Genomic DNA, 16488 nt, shown 5'->3' on the forward strand with positions numbered 1-16488 from the left:
CTGGATGTCCCAGCGTCCCGTCACACACACGCGTATCCAGCCAGGTCAGCTCCACCACTGTCCCAGGATCTCGTCATCTGCCCGAACGCCCTTGCACCAGTATTCGCCAGTGAGACAGGCTGCGCGCCGGCCCCTCGCCGCAGACATCTTGCCGCGGCTCTCTCAGTGAAGGAACGCCTTATGCGTAGTCGCCTCACCGCCATGTGCCTCGTTGCCGTCGCAGTCCTGGCCACCGGGGTGGCCACCGCCCCCAGCGCTTCTGCCCAGTCCGTCGGAAACTGCACCTACACCAACAGCGAGCCGAACCTGTCCGAAGGTGCCACTGGCATCGCGGTCAAGCAGCTCCAGTGCGAGTTGAACTACTCACTCAATCCCGCAACGGGCCATCCGGACCTTGCTGTTGACGGCAGCTTCGGCCCGGCGACGTTGGCCCGTGTTGAAGAATTCCAGTCCTGTGACGATTTTAGCGTCGATGGCCAGGTCGGTCCGGTGACCTGGGCTGGATTGGACTACTGGTCGGCGTCGACTGGCTGGCTCTGCTGAGCGAGCCCTGCACCTGCCGAGAACCTCATCCGTCCTGATCGGGCGTCTCTTTCGGATCATCTGATCGGTGGCTTGGACGTGCCATTAACTGATACGCGGCGGGTGCGGCTTGAGCCGTTGCTGCTGGATCGGACGCCGAAGCGGGTGGGCGGTGGCGTGATCACCGTGAGGTGATCACGCCACCGTTTGGAAACGCTGTCGTCCGGTTGCCTGTTGGTGTGTCAGGGAGTGAGCTCCTCCCCGGCGTAGACCGGATACCAGATGCCGCACGTCAGGATGATCACCGTCCAGTCGAAGACCCTGCCCGAGTAACTGAGCTGACCCTGGGTCATCGCCCGGCCGGTCAGGCCTCGATGCGCGCTCGAAGCCGCCGTGGTGCACGCGTTGCGCGTCTCGTTGTGCGCCACATTGGGGCTGGTCACCGACCGCCAGGAGAGCCTCGCTAACTCCGATCGGGTCGCTTTTCTCGACTGGGAAAGGGTGGTGCCGACTGACGTGCCCCTCGGCCAGGCGCGCTCGTGCGTGATGGTCCTGCTGGGCGTCCGCCTGGACGGCACGAAGGAGCTGATCGCGCTGGCGGAGGGCCTGCTGGAGTCACCGAGTTGTGGGCGGACTGCTGCGGGAATGCCCCCGACGCGGGATGTGCGATCCCGGGCTGGTCGTCGGCGACGGTGTGATGGGCCTGTGGAATGCTTTGGCTGAGGTCTTCCCGCTATCGCAGAAGTGAGGCGACGCGCGCACGGCGGCAGGGCCTGGCCTACGCGTGGTCGCGCACGATGATCTTTCCGGTGTTCTTGCCGTGCAGCATGGCCAGGAACGCGTCCACGATGTGCTCGAACCCGTCCACCACTGTGTGGTCCAGGGCGAGCCGGCCGCTCTGCAGATGGGGGACCGCGAACTGATACAGCTCGTCCTGCAGGTCGCGGTAGCTGCTGACCAGGAAGCCCTCCATGCGGAGGCTCTTCTCCACGATGTCCGAGTAGTTGAAGTGCGGCGGGGGCGCGTCGGGGGTGTTGTACCGGCTGATGGTGCCGATCCGGACGATGCGCCCGAACTCGCGCAGCGCGCCCACCGCGGCGGCCAGCTGCTCGCCGCCGACGTTGTCGACGAAGACGTCGATGCCGTCCGGTGCGGCCTTGGCGAGCAGTTCAGCGGCGGGGCCGTCGTGGTAGTCGAACGCCGCGTCGTAGCCCACCTCCCGGGTCAGGTGGTCGACCTTGACTGCCGAGCCCGCGCTGCCCACCAGCCGGCCTGCGCCCAGCAGCCGGGCGAACCGGCCGGTGGCCGTGCCGACGCCGCCGGCCGCGGCGGAGACGAAGAGGTCGTCGCCTTCACGGAGCCGGGCGATACGGGTGAGGCCCACGTAGGCCGTCAGCCCAGTGCCGCCGAGGACGCTCAGGTAGGCCGCCAGGGGGACTCTGTCGAAGCGGGGGAGTTTGCGGATCTCCTCGGGCCGGACCACGGCGTGCGTGCGCCATCCCTGCCGGTGGAACACGATCTCGCCCTCGGCCAGCTCCGGCGTCCGTGAGGCGACGACGCGCCCGAGGGTCCGGCCTTCGAGCGGTGCGCGGAGCGCGAAGCCGCCGGGCGCCCGGTCCATCATCTGGCGGTGGTACGGGTCGACGGACCAGTAGAGGTTCTCCACGAGCGCGGTGCCGACCGCAGGATCGGGAATCGTGGACTCCACGAAGGCGAAATCCTCGACGGTGGGGAAGCCGTTGGGGCGGGCTGTCTGCTGGACGGTGATCGCGTTATCGGTCATGACGGGACCTTAGGACGGGAATGGAGCCCTTGGGCAGGCGGTTGGCCTCATGTGACGCCCCGTTCCATGAGTACTTCTCATACCCTGAGGTGAGCGCCCTGTGGCCCGCACGATCGACACCGATCTCGCTCCCCACGAACTGCGGGTCCTGGTCGCGGTCGCGGACGCCGGCGGCTTCTCGGCCGGGGCCGAGGCGCTCGGCCTCACACAGTCCGCAGTCTCCCACTCGGTGCGCGGCAGCGAGCGCAGGATCGGTGCTGTCCTGTTCGAACGCGGTCGCCGCGGTGCGCGACCCACCGCGGCGGGGGAGAGGGCTGTCGCGCATGCGCGCCGCGTCCTGCGCCTCCTGGACGTGCTCGTCGCCGAGGCGCGGGGAGCCGCCCGGACTGATGCGCCGCAGCGGCCGGACGGCCTGCTGCGGATCGCGGCCTTCCGCAGCACCGCGCTGCACCTGCTGCCGCCGGTCCTGCGGCGGCTGCGCGCGCGGCATCCGGGGATCGAGGCGCAGGTGCGGATCGTCCGCGAGCTCGGGCGCGGCACGGCGGGCGAGGTGGCCGACGGGAGGGCGGATCTCGCCATCGCCGTCTTGGACGGAGCGCAGTTGCCGACGGGGCTGGTGGCGAGCGGACTCTTCGAGGAGAGCTACTCGCTGGTGCATCCGGCCGGACACCCGGCTCCGAGATCGCTGCCGCTCGTCGACTGGGTCGAGAACTGCGGCTCCTACACCCGCGCCTGGTGGGGCGCGCAGGACTGGATCCCCAGGGCCACGATCGAGGCCGAGGACGACGGAGCAGTGCTCTCGCTCGTGGGCGGGGGGCACGGAATGGCGATCATGCCCGCACTCTCCCTGGTTGAGGCATCGGGCTCGATCGAGATCACCGATCTTGGTCCGGGGAGCCCGAAGCGCTGCGTCGGCTACGTGACCACCCCGGAACTCGCAGGCTCCGCCGTCGTGCGCGCTCTGGTGCGGGAGCTGAGGGCCACCGAGTCCGCCACCTGACGGGCAGCGGACAGCCTCCGCTACAGCGGCCTCGCGCAGGGGCGGGTCCTGCGAGAATCACCGGCACTTCCGGCTGGTGCCGCCTGCGCGTCGCGTCCTTGCGCCCGATCCTGTGTGCTGGAGCCTTCGGGCCGGTAGCCTTCGGATGCTCGGCACCTGACAGGCGGAGGCGCTGATGACGGTATGGCAGGCATGCTTATGGGGGCTGGTGGGGGTCGCTCTGGTCGAGTCCTACTTGATGTGGAAGGCGGTGAGTCCCTCTGCCGGACCGCGCTGGCCGTGGATCGATGAGGGCGGCCACCGTATAGTCGGATTTTACGTCGCCGCCTTCGCGTGCCGGTGTGTGATGGGTGTGGGACTGAACGCCGTCTACTGCGCGACACATCAGGTCAACGGTGTCCTTGGGGCGGTGACGCTCGGCATCGCCGCTCCGCTGGTCATCAAGCAGATGGCGGAGCGTGAGAGCACACCGTCGGCCGGGACCGCCCGCGGCGCCGCAGCGCCGACGGTACAGTCCCGGTCGTCGGAAGAGAGCACGCCCATTCCGGAGGCGGCAGATGTCCACTGACCTGCCTACCGTGTACAGGCAGATCCGGCGTCGGCTGGCCGGCCGGCCGACGCAGACCCTTGCTCCCCAGAAAAGTTGGTGGGGCTGGCTGCGAGCGGCGCTCGCCTTCCAGCCGGCCCGACCGACCCCGGCCGAGACCGTGTCCGAGGGTGGCGAACCTGTGGCGGCGAACTTGCCCAGGCCGGTCCTGCGGGGGAAGCCGGGGGAGGCTGAGTCCATGCCCCCACGCGCCTGCGCCAGCACCGAAGACCTGCGCCGGGCGCTGTACGCGCTGCCCCCGGGGCAGCGGCTGGCTCTGCGCCGGCACCCCGTCGTGGCGGTCAGCATCCACTGCAGTTCCCTCGTGCGCGGCCTGGCACAGCACGGGGAGACCGCCCGCAACCTGCTGCGGGACCTCGACCACACCCATGCCCTCCTCCTCGACTTCGCCGGCACCCAGGACGAAATCGATGCTGCTCGCATCCTCGGTATCTTGTCCTTGGAACTCAACCGCGATCACCGCCGCCGGCGCGGCCTTGAGACGGTCATGAACCACGCCAGCGATCTCGACCTGGCTTTCGACCTCGTCCTCAACCAGCACGACATCAACCACCGAATCGTTCTCAACCGTCAAGGCGTCCTCAGCCACCAGCTCGACCTCGTCCGCGCCCTCCTCAGCAGCGTCGATCAGGTGCGCAGCGAGTTCCGCGATCTCATGAACGACTTTGGCAGCGCCTCCAACCGCGCCCGCGCGCTCGACTACGCCCACGCCCTGGACCTCCGCCTGGGCCGTGTGCGCGACTTCGACCCCGACCGCCTCCTCACTCTTGCCCGGTCCCTCAGTTGGTCTGTCGATATGCAGGCGTGCCGCACGCTCGGCCTGCCCCGCGGGGGCTGGATCGGCGCGCTACTGACCGACGGGGTGCTGGACGACTTCACCAAGGCCGACCTCGCCTCTGTGGACATGACCGGGCTCGACCTGAGCGGTGTCCGCTGGTCGCATCAGGGCACGATCTGGCCCCCAGGACAGGAGGACCGGATTCGGCGCGTCTCGCAGAAGGCCGAGCCGGGCTCGGACATCTGGGTCGTGATACGGGCCGACGGCGCCGACATTGTCCAAGTGTGAGCCGCCGGCACGGGCCAAGGTGCCCGCCAGCGGCTCGCTAACCAAGGGCTCGGTCTCAAAAGACACGTCAACTCGGAGGAATGTAGCTGTCCCACTCCACGAGGACCCGCACCTCATCGGGGCGGACGTGGACGGCAGCGCCGCTGGGCGATGCCGCGGATGGTAAGGCGTCCGCGTTCGCGGCGGAGCTGGCCGATCGCGGTGGTGACCTGGTCGAGCTTCTGCTGGCTCTGGTTGCGGCGGGCGGCGATGGCGGCTGCGGTGTTCTCGGGCCTCACGCTGCCTCCTCGTCGGTCTCGGTTTCGTGGTTGGCGAGTTCCTGGGCACGGGTCGAACAGGCTCAAAGCACCGCGGTAACGGACGCCGAAGTGGTCGGTCTCGATGTAGCCGACGTCCTTGGTGTCCTGGGGTGGGAACTTCGAGCACGTGTCAAGATCCAGGTCGGCCAGGGAGCCGACGCTCTGACTGTGGCATAGGTCGGCGACGTACTCGATCCAGATCAGCGGCCAGTGGCTGTCGAAGGTCGGCTCGTCGCAGTGCCGGGACATCGTCCACTGGATCTCGGCCTTGACCAGCGTCCGCGGGCCCAGAAGCGACACTTTGCGCGCCTCGATAGCACCTTGCCTCGGTCGTCGATGACGAAGCCCTTCACGGACACCGGGTGCACGGGCGGGACGTAAGCCGAAGCGTGGTTGCTCATAACCACCTTCGTTTGATCACGGACGGAACCGACCGCCCGTTGCCGTCGTGAGTGCGCGATGTGTCTTGACGCGCCGATCAGGGGGACTCTGCCCAGTAGGTCGCCAGCATCTCCGTTGGCCAGCTCGGCTGGTGAACCTCGCCGCGGGGCCCGAATTCGGTGAACCACGGTGCGATGTCGAGGACGGGCGTGCCGTCAACGGCGTCGAGGTCGAGGACGTGGAGGTCCCGGCCTTCGACCTTGACCAGGCGCGGGTGCGAGATGCCGATCTGTGCGGGCCTCCGGTGATTGCGGTGCGCAAAGGTACCGCTCGGCTCCCAGCGCGGGTCATTACGCGGCGGGCGCGCTCCGAGATGTACGTCCTCGGGGGAGGCGAGGTGGAACTTGAAGACGACCTGGATGTGGCTGAACTCGCTCAGGCCGGCGAGGGTGTCTTCCGGCAGGTCGTCGCGCAAGCGAATGATGGAGGGTACGCCGCCCCAGTAGTCGTCGCTGACTTCCGGCCGCTGGTTGATCACATGGGCCACGACTTCGATCTGGTACTGCTCCGGCATTCTGGTCTCCTCCTGGATCAGCGGTCAGGTGGCGTATTCGAGGTAGTACGCGGCTCGCGCGTCGACGTCATGGACGGCTCGCACGCCGCGCAGCCGGTAGGGCGACAGGGCGCTGCGCATCTGCCTCGCCGTGTTGACGGTCCGGCCCGAGCGGATGCCTTCCATCAGTTCGAGTGCCCGGGACCAGGTGGCGCAGGCTTGCTCGATGTTGCCCTGCCGGGCCTGGATCTCGCCAAGGTACCCAAGGGTCACGGCATGGGTGCGCGGGAACTCGATGCCCCGGGTCCGGGCGCTGCGGCGGAACCCGCTCACCGCACCGTCCAGGTCGCCGAGGTCTCGGAGCGTGCACGCTGTCTCGTGGGCGAGGCTCGCTTCGGTGAAGAACCACACCCGCTGGGGTTCCTCCTGGCCGCCAGCCCGAGCGAGGTCGTCCTCGGCGGCCTTGAGCGTGGCGGCGGCGCCCTTGGAGTCGCCGGTGGTGGCGAGGGTGCGGGCGTGGACGACGCGGAGCAGCGCCCGTTCGCGGTAACTGGCGCGCCGGCAGCGGTCCCCTTCCAAGGACGCCGCGGCGACGCGCTGCGCTGCGCGGTGGTGGCCAAGGTCGTTGGCCTGGTGCGCCATGGCGCGCAGGACGTGTCCGGCGAGAGGATCATCGCCCGCCTCGGCGGCGAGTCTCACGGCGCTGGTGAGGTAGTGCTGCGCGATCGGGTGTTCCTCGGCGTCGAAGGACATCCAGCCGGACAGGTAGGCCAGTTCCCCGGCGGCGGAGAACATTTGGCGGCGGAGGTCGTCGGTGGCGAAGCTCCCGTGCAGTAGGGGCTCGACCTCCGAGGTCAGATACTGGACGACGGTTGTGCGCGCGTGGCCGCCGCCTCGGCGCTGGTCGATCTGGCTGAAGGCCGTGATGGTGTCTCGCACGGCCTCCACGTCGCCGCGGCCGACGCGGCGGCCGGTTGATGGGCGGGAGGCGGCATCGGAGGCTGCTGCCTTCCACCAAGGGCTGCTGGGGATCGTGAGCGCGGCCGTCTGGAAGGCCATGACGCCGAGCGCGCGGCGGCGGTCCATGCTCAAGTCGCGTCTCCCGATGTCGATCAGCGCGCTCAGCGTATCGCCCGACCAGAGACCGGCGGGCGTGCTTGCGAAGCCTTGGCCCATGGCGATGTCGTTGATCGTGACCGTGCGGCCGAGCTCTCGGGTGAGCAGCTCGGACAGCAGGACCGGGATGCGTGGATCGGATGGGACCGTGCCCCGCGCCCAGTAGGAGACGTGGGACCGGGAGAGGCCGGCAAGGTCTTCAGCGCCGCTTTCCGAGGCCAGCCTCCGTAACGCGGTCGCGGTCGCGGCATCTGACAGCCCCGCTTCGGCGAGCAGTGCGGACAGCCTGGTCGCACGTTGTCCCCTCGCAGCCACATCGCCTCACAGTCCGAAGATGATCTTTCCCCGCTTTCCCCGAACGCAGCCCCTTGACTGGGTGCCCGCGGCTGGGATCGAGCGGTTTCCTCAATGTAGCTACCAGATAGCAACCGTGAGTGAGAGTCAGTCATCTCCGAACGCGGCTGGCCCACGACTCCTCCGACCCCCCGAAGCGGTGCGCAGCAGCCGATCCGGGGCCGAATGCAACACCACTGCTTCCAGCAAAGGTCATATGGCATGCCCACATCATTCAAGCGCACGGGGTCCGGCCTGATCCTCGACTTCGGCGGCGTCCTCACGACTCCCATCGCCGACTCCGTCGCCGCGTTCGAGCAATCCGAAGGGCTCACCCCCGGACTGTACGAGCGCTTGGTCTACGGCACCGCGTCTGGCCGGGAACTCCACTTCGCTGTGGAGCGCGGAGAGGTCTCCCAGGCAGACTGGAACGTTGCCGTCGCCCAGCTCCTTAGCGTCGAGCCGGAGAACCTGATGGGCCGCACCATGGCGGCCCTCAAGCCGAGCCAGCTGGTCATCGACGCCGCCCAGTTCCTCCGCGCGCGAGGCGTGCGCGTCGGCATCCTCACCAACTCCGTCGGCTTCGCCCCGTACAACCCCTACGACGGCTACGAACTGGAGACCCGCTACGACGCCCTCGTGGTGTCCGAGCGGGAGGGGCTGCGCAAGCCGGACCCCGCGATCTACAAGGTCATGTTGGACCGCCTCGGCGTGCCGGCCACCTCCTGCGTGTTCGTCGACGACATCGTCACCAACCTCGACCCCGCCCGGGACCTCGGGATGACCACGGTCCTCGCCCAGGACGTGTGCCAGATCGTCTACGACCTGCAATCCATCTTCGCCATCTCGCTCCAGTCATGAGCCAGGAACCGCTGCAGGTCCGCTGGGACCTCCCCCCAACCGAGAAGGCCGTCCACGATGCCCGCCACAGTGCAGAGGCGGTCCTGACCGCCTGGAAGGTCGACGAAGACCAAGCCGACGCCGCTCTCCTGGTCATGGCCGAGCTTGCCGCGAACGCCCTGCGCCACGGCAAAGACACCGACATCGGCGTCACCATCAGCCTCGTCGACCAGACCGTCACGGTCGACGTGACCGACGGCGACTACCGCATCGGCGCCGTCCAGCCCACCCGGCACCACGGTTGGGGCCACACGAGCGGCCGGGGTCTGCAACTCGTCACGGTACTCGCGGCCGCCTGGGGCTCTTACCCGACCCCGGAGGGGAAGGGCGTGTGGGCCACCTTGCACCCGCCGAAAGCGAAGGAGGCCGACCATCCGCCCCATCCGCCGGCCCTCACCGTCTGTTGACCCACCATCGACCCTGGAGTTGACCTGTGAGCAACGTCGTGCCCTTGCCCGGGCGCACCCCCGGCGAGACCCAGCGTGTGATCCCCACCCGGAATGTCTCCCATCCCGATAAAACCTCCCCCGCCGTGCACCGCACGGGACTTGTCGCTGCCGGCCTGTCCGGTGAAGCCGCCTTGCCCCTGATCGCGCGGATACGGGACAACCAGCGGATCTGCCACCCCAACCAACTGACGAAGGAGATGCCCTGTTGAATCCGAACCATGTGCGATCAGCCCTTGTGACCGGAGCGGGAGGGTTCATCGGCTCGCACCTCGTTGACCAGCTCCTGGGTCGCGGTCGACATCACCCTGACCGGGCAGGTCCCCGCCTGGCGCCCCGAGACCGGACACGTGGTCTTCGGCGAGCAGGGCGAGCAGTACTTCGCCTGGCTGCCGTCCGTGCCGCAGGGCAAGGTCGAGGCCACCTATCGCGTGGACGGCCACACCACCACGACCACGGGGATCGGCTACCAGGACCACAACTGGGGCAACGCCTCGATGCTCAAGCTCATGCACCACTGGTACTGGGCGCGCGGCGCGGCCGGACCGTACTCGGTGATCGCCTCGTACATCACGGCCGAGAAGGCCTACAGCTACGCCGAAGTCCCGATCTTCATGCTTGCCCGCGACGGCGAACTGATCGCCGCCGACGCCGCCAAGGTCGCCTTCGAGCAACTGGGCGGCTACACGGAGGCCGAGACGGGCAAGCCCGTTACTGGCGTCACCCGCTACACCTACACCGACGGCGACGAGCGGTACGTCGTCACCTTCACCCGCCACTCCGACCTGGCCACCGTCAAGTTCATCGACGACCTCAAGGGCCCCAAGAAGGCCGCAGCCAAACTCATCGGCTTCGACGGCGCCTACCTGCGCTTCGCCGGCGAGCTTCGCGTCGACCGGTACCGGAGCGAGGAGCTCGTGGAGAGCCACAGCGACGACGCCCTGTGGGAGCTCATGTACTTCGGCAAAGCCCGACCTTGATGGGCCCCAGTCCGCGTGGCGCCCGCAGCCCCTGGCTGGGGCCGTGAGAGCGGGAGGAACTTCACGCGAACGGATTGGGACGTTTGATCAGTCCCAAGGGGCAGCCGCCTAGCGGACTTGGTTCACCATCTCCTGCACTGCGCTGATGACCACGTCCGGTCGGTCGAGCGGGATGTCGTGGGAGCTGTGCTCGGCCACGATCAGGTGCCGGTTGGGGGCCGCGCTGACGAATTCCTGCTGGGCCTGCCGCCACAGCCCTGCGTCGAGGGGCGTGGGGAAGGGCGTCTGGGAGGAGACGATGGCGATGGCGGGCACGTTCTGGGGCCAGGCCATCGCGTGGTAGGCGAGGTGGACGGGGCCGTAGTTGTCGGCCTCGGCCAGGAGTTGGCGGGTTGCGCGGGTCTGGGGCTGCTGTCTCAGTGCCGCGATCTGCTGCTGGTTCGCGGCGACGATCCTGGCCGTCTCGCTGGGCGTGTAGAACTCGGGCAGGCTCGCGTCGACCAGGACGGCGCCGACGATCCAGTGCGGGTGCTCGTTGACGAAGTAGGTGGCGATCTCTCCGGCCAGCGAGTGGGAGACCAGGACCGCGTCTTTCGTGACGCCCAGCTGGGTCAGGCCTGCGGCCAGGTCCGAGGCCGCGTTCTGGGCCCGCCAGGGACCGGGCACGTCACTGCTGCGGCCTTCCCCGGAGCGGTCGTAGGTGATGATCTCGGACCCGGTGTCCTCGGCGAGCACGGGCACGATCTTGTTCCAGTACGACGCGTCGAGTCCGCCGCCGGCGTCCAGCACGATCGCCGGAAGCCGGCCCGGTGTGACGTAGAACGCCAGCTTGTGTCCCTGGTTCGTGATCATGTGCAGTGCCGGCTGCCGGGCAGTGCTCGCACTGGTTGTGGCCGCCCCGGGCATGGGTGTGGCGGGAGGTCGGCCCTTCGCCTGGGCCGAGCCGCACGCGGTCAGTCCGCACGCGGCGAGGACGACACCGGCCAATGCCATAGCGGTGCGCCGCACATGCGGGCGCCGGGTTGCGGTGGGGTCAGTCACTGGAAGTCCCTTCACGAGGGTGGAGAGTTGATGGCAAGCCAGAACGACTGATCGAAGTCGACTCAAGGGGCAAAAGCCTTGTGCCCCAGCCTTGCTGGGCGCGGGCCCGGTCGCGACGGGGCCCGCCCCCGAGTCCGGGCGGGGGCCAGCCCTACCGTCGGACCGCAGGCACGCAGGTGAGGAGGACGCCTTGGCGTCACGAGTGCGCAGATCTGAGAGCACGCGCCGATCGCGCCCCGCAGCAGCCTGTCGTCCGGTCTCATCTGGGCAAGTGCGCAGACAGGTTGTGCATCGGACTAGCGGAAGCCCGCATCTGTGCCGGGCTGGACGGACACGACGGGCAGCAGGAGGCGGGAGGCGTGTGGGCCGCCGGTGTGGAGGGTGAGGGTGCCCTGGTGGATATCGTCGGGCCGGTCGTCGGGGTCGTTGTGGAGGAACGGGCCGGAGCCGGTGAACGGGATCTGCAGGTCCGGCCGGACCTCGGCGACGGCGCCGGGGTGGACGTAGTCGTGTGCTTGGATGTCGAGGGTCAGAATGTGACCTGCGGTCAGGTGCAGGCTGGTGGGCCAGATCTCGACGTCCAGCTCGTACACGGTTCCCGGGATCAGCGGCTCGGCGTGGTCGTGGCGGTGGACGGGCAGGTGCGGCCGGGACTGGGCGGTGTCGAGGCTGCGGTGGGAGGCACGCATCCAGCCCTGGGTGATGGGGACGTGGTTGTCGTTGGCGCCTTCGAAGACGATCTCGGTGCCGTCGGGCCGGAAGGCGCGCAGGACCAGGAAGAGGTCGGCGTCGGTGGTGGTGGACTCGATGTACAGCTTCGCCGTGACGGGGCCGGCGATCTCGATGTCGTGGGGGCAGCGGTAGGTGAAGCTCAATCGGCCTTCCTGGCCCGTGTAGTTGGTGGCCCCGGCGTCCGGGGCCGGGGTCGGGCGCAGGCTGTGGTCGTTCGCGTCGAGGTGGAGCGGCGTCCAGGCGGTTTCGGGCAGGGGCCAGTCTTTGCCGGTGCGCTCGCTGGTGGTTCCGTCGGGGTGGCGGGTGAGCAGGTGCACGCGCGGCTGCCGGGTCCAGCCGGTCTCCTCACCTTTCAGGAAGTGGCCGAAGAAGCGCTTTTGCAGGTCCCGTCCGTACTGGGCGTAGAACAGCGGGAGGTGGTGTTCGTTGTGCATGGTGAGCCACTTGTCGCGGGAGGCGGCCAGTTCGAAGCCGCGGGTGTTGCCGCGCAGGTGCAGCCCGAGGCCGCCCCAGTTGCCGGCGGACAGCAACGGCACGGTGACCTTCGACAGGTCGGCGGAGCGGCTGCGGTGGTGGTCGTCGAGCAGCGGGTGCAGCCGGACGACCCGGCGCAGGTCCACGCGGCGTTCCGCGAGCTGTGCATCGGTGAAGGTCTCATCGCCGCACACCAGTTGCCCGGTGTGGGGGTTGCGTCCGCCCTTCTCGCCGAGGCCGTACTGCGAGCCGGAGATCAGCGCCCCGTACCAGAAGTCGATGAAGGTCGACAGGATGCCGCCGTGGTAGGTGATGTCGCGGTACCAGTCGGCCGCGCCCTCCCAGGCGCAGATCGCGCTGAGGTGGGGCGGCGGGGCCGCGGCGATGCGCCACTGGTTCATGGCGAAGTACGAGATGCCGCTCAGGCCGACCCGGCCGTTGCTCCACGGCTGCCGTGCGGCCCATTCGATGCATTCGTACAGGTCCCGGGTCTCGCGCTCGGAGAACGGGTCGAGCACCCCGGGTGAGCGTCCGGCGCCGCGGGAGTCGACGCGCACGCACACGTAGCCGTCGGGTACCCACTTCTCGGGGTCGACGAGTTCGAAGACCTGGTACCGGCCGCTGGAGCCGTCGAGGACGTCAGGGTGGTCGGCGACCAGTTTGTGCCACTGCGCGGGCCAACTGTCTTGGAACGGGCGGCCTTTGCCGTAGGGCCCGGAGGCGAGCAGGGTCGGATAGGTACCCGGTCCGGTGGGGCGGAAGACGTCGGCGCGCAGCACGCTGCCGTCGTCGATCTGGATCGGGACGTCCCACTCGATGGTCATCCCGTCGTTGACATCGATGCGGTACGGGCCGCTGAGGTCCGGGGTCTCGCTCATGGACATGTGTCCCCTCAAGGATGGGCGGGGTGTCTGCCTGCGCAGCGGCGAAAGCGTCGGCGGGGCGGGATTGTCTGCGGACCTGCCGCGCTGCCGGGGCGTCAGGGCAGGGTGACGACGATCTTTGCTGCGGAGACGCCTTTGCGCTGGACGTCCAGGGCGTGCTGGATGTCGCTCAAGCCGTGGCCTGCGACGGTGGGCTCGGGCACGGCGCGGTAGTGGCCCCCGGCCAGGGCGGTGGGCAGGAAGTCGCGGTAGATCAGCGTGCATACTTCGTTGGCCTTCAACGTCGTGCCGAAGATGTACTTGGTGCGGATCCCGCGCCGTCGGGCCCCGATCTGGAGCGCCACATTGGAGGCGACCAGCCGGGCGATCAGCTTCGGCAGGGCGAGTCGGCCGCGGTCGGGCTCGGCAAGCTGGGCGAAGGAGACCGGCGGGGTGGCGATGGAGACGAATTTGTTGCCCTGGCAGGCCCCGACGATCCGGATGCAGGACGCGGCCGCGGTCGTGCCGAAGGCGATCGCGCCCGCGAGGGTACGGCCAGTGAACGCCGCGACGACGTCCGCCACCACGTCCGGGCTGCTGTAGTCGAAGACCTGGGCAGCGCCCAGCGAGCGGACGTAGTCGAAGTTGCGTGGCGAGGCCGTCGCGATGACCTCGTACCCGGCGGCCACGGCCAACTGGATCGCATTGCTGCCCACACTCGTGGAGCCGCCCCACACCAGCAGCGTCTGCCCGGTCGGCCCGCCATTCACCGACGGGTGGCGCAGGCCCAGTTGGTCGCTCTGGAACAGACCGCATGCGGCGGTGGAGACCGCGAGCGGCAGCACGGCGGCGTCTTCGAACGCGAGGGTGTCCGGTATCGGGGCTGCCATGCGTTCGAGTAGGGCGGGGTAGAGCTGGAAGCCGCCCTCGGCCGCCCGGTTGCTGTCCTTGTCGGTGCCCACCGCGTGACCGAGCACTCTGTCGCCCACCCGGAACCGGGTGACCGCGGAGCCGACCTCCACCACCTCCCCCGCGACGTCGGATCCGAGCACGGTCGGATACGCGAGCCAGCGGTAGGTGAGGCTGCCGGCCCCCTGGATGATCCACTCCAGAGGGTTGATCGCGACGGCGCGGTTGCGGACGACGATCTGGTCCGCGGCGGGTGGGGTGTAGGGCGCGGGCCCTACTTCGAGCTTGGCGTTGGCGGCCTTGATCCAGGCGGCGGCGTTGGTCGGCACGGGGCTACCTCCACATAGTGATTGCACCAAGTGCAATGACTTGAGTGTGGCACGCGATGACACCGAGTGCAATCGCTGGGCTAGGATGGTCCGCGTGGCACGTTGGGAACCGGATGCACAGGGGCGGCTGCAGCAGGCGGCCATGGAGCTCTTCGCCGAACGCGGGTACGCCGAGGTGACGGTCGCCGAGATCGCCGACCGCGCCGGGCTGACCAAGCGCACCTTCTTCAACCACTTCGCCGACAAGCGGGAAGTCCTCTTCGCCGGCGCGCAGGCCTTCGAGGACAGCGTCGTCGCGCACCTGGCCGATCCCGATGACGACCTCGCACCCATCGACGCGGCCACCCAGGCGCTCACCCGTGCCGGCCAGGAACTCGCCCGCTACGGCGAATACGCCCGGGCCCGCCAAGGGCTCATCGCCTCCTCGACCGAGCTGCAAGAACGCGACCTGATCAAGACAGCCGCACTGACCTCGGCCATCGCCGAGGCCCTGCGCCGACGGAGGGTCCCCGCCACCACCGCCACCTTGACTGCGCAGGCGGCAGCGGCCGTGTTCACCGCCGCCTACGCCGACTGGATCAGCGACACCGGCGCCGACCTCCACATCCTGATGCAGCGCTCACTCGACGACCTCCGCAACGCCCTCGGCCACACGCCGGCCCCCGAAGGCCAGAGCTGACCCGCAAGGGCCAAGGTCCCGCCGTCCGCGTCGGCCGACGATTCGCGCAGCCGCCCGCGGCTCGCCTCGGACGGGCGGAAGGACGCGCAGGGCCGTGGAGTTGATGTGGTCGAAGTGCAAGGTGAGAGGCGGGCGAGCTGCGGCTCGCGCCCGGCACCATCCGCCCGCTTGCGCTCCCTGCCGCGTTCGGCCCGCGATGCGGACTGCCCGGCCGCTTCCCAAGGTCCTGTGAGCTCGGCCAACAACCTGCCGAGTCATCGGACAGAGCAGCCTGGTGCGAACGTGCCTGATCACGGTGTTTCGCATCCTGGCGTCGGCATGAAGCACCAGCTCGGAACAGTGCCACTCTCGACGTGCCGCGCCGCCATGGCTGCGCTTGTGAGGCTGCCTCAGGGCTGGGGCGAGATCTCTTGGTTGCAGGCGAACTCGGCGTTCGACCGGTCACTTTGGTCGAGTGTGGCGGCCCAGCTGGCGAGCAGTTTGAGGCCGTCGTCGGATGTGGTGCCGGGCTCGGCACTCAGTGCGGTGAGGGTCAGGCCGGGGTCGGTCGGTACGGGCAGCGCCTCGAAGGCGAGGGTGAGGTCGCCGACGGCGGGGTGCCGGAATTGCTTGAGGCCGGTGTGGTGCAGGCGCACGTTGTGAGCGGCCCACAGAGTGCGGAACTCTTCGCTACGGGTGGAGAGTTCGCCGATCAGGTCGCTGAGGTCGCGGTTGTAGGGATCCCGGCCGGCCTCGGTGCGCAGCAGGGCGGCGGCTGCGGCCCTCTGGTGGTCCAGTTCGGTCATGTACTCGGCGGCGGCGGGGTTGAGGAACTGGAAGCGGGCCATGTTGACCGGCCGGGCGGGGTCCTGGAAGAGCGGCCAGTACAGGGCCTTGCCGAGTTGGTTGGTGGCCAGGATGTCGAGGCGGCCGTTGCGGATGAAGGCGGGTGCCTCCGTCATCGCGTCGAGGAGTTGCTGCAAGCCGGGCCGGATCGGCTGCGCGGCGCGTCGGCGTGCGGGGCGGCGGGTGGTGCTGGCAGTGCGCGCCAGGTCCATGAGGTGGGCGCGCTCGGACTCGTCGAGTTGCAGTGCGCGGGCGAGTGAGTCAAGGACGGCTTCGGAGGTTCCGGAGAGGTTGCCGCGTTCCATCCGGGCGTAGTACTCGGCGCTGACGCCGGCCAGCATCGCGACCTCTTCCCGGCGCAGTCCCTTGACACGCCGCTGGCCTGCCGCGGGCAGCCCGGCCTGCTGCGGGGTGATCTTGGCGCGGCGGCTGGTGAGGAACTCGCGGACCTCGCTTCGGTTGTCCATGCCTTCGAGGCTACGACGCTCTCGATGAGCCAGGGGTGTACTGCCAGTACACGTATCAACGAGTCCTTCCGCGCGGGTATGACCTGCCGTTTCATCGGTAGGGAACGAAGCACGACGGACAGCGGGGCTCCGTCCGCCCAGTGGCTGGGACCACTGCCGCGGGGCGCAATGGAAGTCCCGAGG

General features: G+C 68.9%; 18 protein-coding genes. 9 read left to right on the forward strand and 9 right to left on the reverse strand.

Translation table 11 applies throughout. The annotated features are described in order from the left end of the window. Nucleotides 1-180 precede the first annotated feature (180 nt). On the forward strand, nucleotides 181-543 hold the full coding sequence (locus ABH940_RS16855; RefSeq protein ID WP_370105535.1) for a peptidoglycan-binding protein: 363 nt from the start codon (nucleotides 181-183) through the stop codon (nucleotides 541-543). Nucleotides 544-764: 221 nt separating this feature from the next. On the opposite strand, the gene ABH940_RS16860 is transcribed toward ABH940_RS16855, so the two are convergent. Both ABH940_RS16860 and ABH940_RS16865 read right to left on the reverse strand, forming a co-directional pair. Beyond that, nucleotides 765-965 (reverse strand): hypothetical protein, encoded by a 201-nt coding sequence (locus ABH940_RS16860; protein WP_370105537.1) that lies wholly within the window; start codon nucleotides 963-965, stop codon nucleotides 765-767. A gap of 335 nt (nucleotides 966-1300) precedes the next feature. Continuing rightward, nucleotides 1301-2305 (reverse strand): NADP-dependent oxidoreductase, encoded by a 1005-nt coding sequence (locus ABH940_RS16865; RefSeq protein ID WP_370105538.1) that lies wholly within the window; start codon nucleotides 2303-2305, stop codon nucleotides 1301-1303. 100 nt (nucleotides 2306-2405) lie between these two features. Between ABH940_RS16865 and ABH940_RS16870 the strand changes: the two genes are divergently transcribed. The 3 genes from ABH940_RS16870 (at nucleotide 2406) to ABH940_RS16880 (ending at nucleotide 4978) form a co-directional block, all read left to right on the forward strand. Beyond that, the gene (locus tag ABH940_RS16870; RefSeq protein ID WP_370105539.1) at nucleotides 2406-3305 is read left to right on the forward strand and encodes a LysR family transcriptional regulator; all 900 of its coding nucleotides are present in this window, start codon (nucleotides 2406-2408) and stop codon (nucleotides 3303-3305) included. A gap of 175 nt (nucleotides 3306-3480) precedes the next feature. Continuing rightward, nucleotides 3481-3873 (forward strand): hypothetical protein, encoded by a 393-nt coding sequence (locus ABH940_RS16875; protein WP_370105540.1) that lies wholly within the window; start codon nucleotides 3481-3483, stop codon nucleotides 3871-3873. A gap of 217 nt (nucleotides 3874-4090) precedes the next feature. Beyond that, nucleotides 4091-4978, forward strand: a complete 888-nt coding sequence (locus ABH940_RS16880) for a hypothetical protein (protein WP_370105541.1) — start codon at nucleotides 4091-4093, stop codon at nucleotides 4976-4978. Between the two features lie 113 nt (nucleotides 4979-5091). Here ABH940_RS16880 and ABH940_RS16885 read toward each other — a convergent pair whose 3' ends face one another. The 3 genes from ABH940_RS16885 to ABH940_RS16895 form a co-directional block, all read right to left on the reverse strand. Continuing rightward, a complete protein-coding gene (locus tag ABH940_RS16885) occupies nucleotides 5092-5577 on the reverse strand; it encodes a hypothetical protein (protein WP_370105542.1) in 486 nt (161 codons plus the stop codon). 178 nt (nucleotides 5578-5755) lie between these two features. Then, on the reverse strand, nucleotides 5756-6232 hold the full coding sequence (locus tag ABH940_RS16890; protein ID WP_370105543.1) for a TrmO family methyltransferase: 477 nt from the start codon (nucleotides 6230-6232) through the stop codon (nucleotides 5756-5758). 24 nt (nucleotides 6233-6256) lie between these two features. Next, entirely contained in the window at nucleotides 6257-7642 is a 1386-nt protein-coding gene (locus ABH940_RS16895) for a Tat pathway signal protein (RefSeq protein WP_370105544.1), read from the reverse strand. A gap of 240 nt (nucleotides 7643-7882) precedes the next feature. Between ABH940_RS16895 and ABH940_RS16900 the strand changes: the two genes are divergently transcribed. The 4 genes from ABH940_RS16900 to ABH940_RS16915 all read left to right on the forward strand — a co-directional run bounded on the left by ABH940_RS16900 (nucleotide 7883) and on the right by ABH940_RS16915 (nucleotide 9986). Further along, complete coding sequence (locus tag ABH940_RS16900; protein WP_370105545.1) at nucleotides 7883-8521, forward strand: HAD family hydrolase; 639 nt, start codon at nucleotides 7883-7885, stop codon at nucleotides 8519-8521. Next, entirely contained in the window at nucleotides 8518-8967 is a 450-nt protein-coding gene (locus tag ABH940_RS16905) for an ATP-binding protein (RefSeq protein WP_370105546.1), read from the forward strand. The genes ABH940_RS16900 and ABH940_RS16905 overlap by 4 nt, the downstream gene beginning before the upstream one ends. 26 nt (nucleotides 8968-8993) lie before the next feature. Then, a complete protein-coding gene (locus ABH940_RS16910; protein WP_370105547.1) occupies nucleotides 8994-9218 on the forward strand; it encodes a hypothetical protein in 225 nt (74 codons plus the stop codon). Nucleotides 9219-9281: 63 nt separating this feature from the next. Next, a complete protein-coding gene (locus ABH940_RS16915; RefSeq protein WP_370105548.1) occupies nucleotides 9282-9986 on the forward strand; it encodes a hypothetical protein in 705 nt (234 codons plus the stop codon). 108 nt (nucleotides 9987-10094) lie between these two features. Here ABH940_RS16915 and ABH940_RS16920 read toward each other — a convergent pair whose 3' ends face one another. From ABH940_RS16920 to ABH940_RS16930, 3 genes are all read right to left on the reverse strand, one after another. Next, nucleotides 10095-10838, reverse strand: coding sequence for an alpha/beta fold hydrolase (locus tag ABH940_RS16920; protein WP_370105549.1), 744 nt, complete (start codon nucleotides 10836-10838; stop codon nucleotides 10095-10097). 485 nt (nucleotides 10839-11323) lie between these two features. After that, nucleotides 11324-13111, reverse strand: coding sequence for a CocE/NonD family hydrolase (locus ABH940_RS16925; RefSeq protein WP_370105550.1), 1788 nt, complete (start codon nucleotides 13109-13111; stop codon nucleotides 11324-11326). A 101-nt stretch (nucleotides 13112-13212) separates the two neighbouring features. Beyond that, a complete protein-coding gene (locus ABH940_RS16930) occupies nucleotides 13213-14334 on the reverse strand; it encodes a zinc-binding alcohol dehydrogenase family protein (protein WP_370105552.1) in 1122 nt (373 codons plus the stop codon). A gap of 94 nt (nucleotides 14335-14428) precedes the next feature. Here ABH940_RS16930 and ABH940_RS16935 point away from each other — a divergent pair, with 94 nt between their 5' ends. Beyond that, a complete protein-coding gene (locus ABH940_RS16935) occupies nucleotides 14429-15013 on the forward strand; it encodes a TetR/AcrR family transcriptional regulator (RefSeq protein ID WP_370105553.1) in 585 nt (194 codons plus the stop codon). Between the two features lie 389 nt (nucleotides 15014-15402). Here ABH940_RS16935 and ABH940_RS16940 read toward each other — a convergent pair whose 3' ends face one another. Next, nucleotides 15403-16305: a helix-turn-helix transcriptional regulator gene (locus tag ABH940_RS16940; protein ID WP_370105554.1), complete on the reverse strand. Its 903-nt coding sequence runs from the start codon at nucleotides 16303-16305 to the stop codon at nucleotides 15403-15405. Nucleotides 16306-16488: the final 183 nt, after the last annotated feature.

Source organism: Streptacidiphilus sp. BW17 (genome assembly GCF_041262485.1).
Classification (GTDB): Bacteria; Actinomycetota; Actinomycetes; order Streptomycetales; family Streptomycetaceae; genus Streptacidiphilus.

Excerpts from the sequence above, each read along its gene's own strand:
- ABH940_RS16855 (WP_370105535.1), top strand. The coding sequence starts at position 181 with ATGCGTAGTCGCCTCACCGCCATGTGCCTCGTTGCCGTCGCAGTCCTG.
- ABH940_RS16865 (WP_370105538.1), bottom strand. The coding sequence starts at position 2,305 with ATGACCGATAACGCGATCACCGTCCAGCAGACAGCCCGCCCCAACGGC.
- ABH940_RS16875 (WP_370105540.1), top strand. The coding sequence starts at position 3,481 with ATGACGGTATGGCAGGCATGCTTATGGGGGCTGGTGGGGGTCGCTCTG.
- ABH940_RS16880 (WP_370105541.1), top strand. The coding sequence starts at position 4,091 with ATGCCCCCACGCGCCTGCGCCAGCACCGAAGACCTGCGCCGGGCGCTG.
- ABH940_RS16890 (WP_370105543.1), bottom strand. The coding sequence starts at position 6,232 with ATGCCGGAGCAGTACCAGATCGAAGTCGTGGCCCATGTGATCAACCAG.
- ABH940_RS16900 (WP_370105545.1), top strand. The coding sequence starts at position 7,883 with ATGCCCACATCATTCAAGCGCACGGGGTCCGGCCTGATCCTCGACTTC.
- ABH940_RS16905 (WP_370105546.1), top strand. The coding sequence starts at position 8,518 with ATGAGCCAGGAACCGCTGCAGGTCCGCTGGGACCTCCCCCCAACCGAG.
- ABH940_RS16920 (WP_370105549.1), bottom strand. The coding sequence starts at position 10,838 with ATGATCACGAACCAGGGACACAAGCTGGCGTTCTACGTCACACCGGGC.
- ABH940_RS16925 (WP_370105550.1), bottom strand. The coding sequence starts at position 13,111 with ATGAGCGAGACCCCGGACCTCAGCGGCCCGTACCGCATCGATGTCAAC.
- ABH940_RS16940 (WP_370105554.1), bottom strand. The coding sequence starts at position 16,305 with ATGGACAACCGAAGCGAGGTCCGCGAGTTCCTCACCAGCCGCCGCGCC.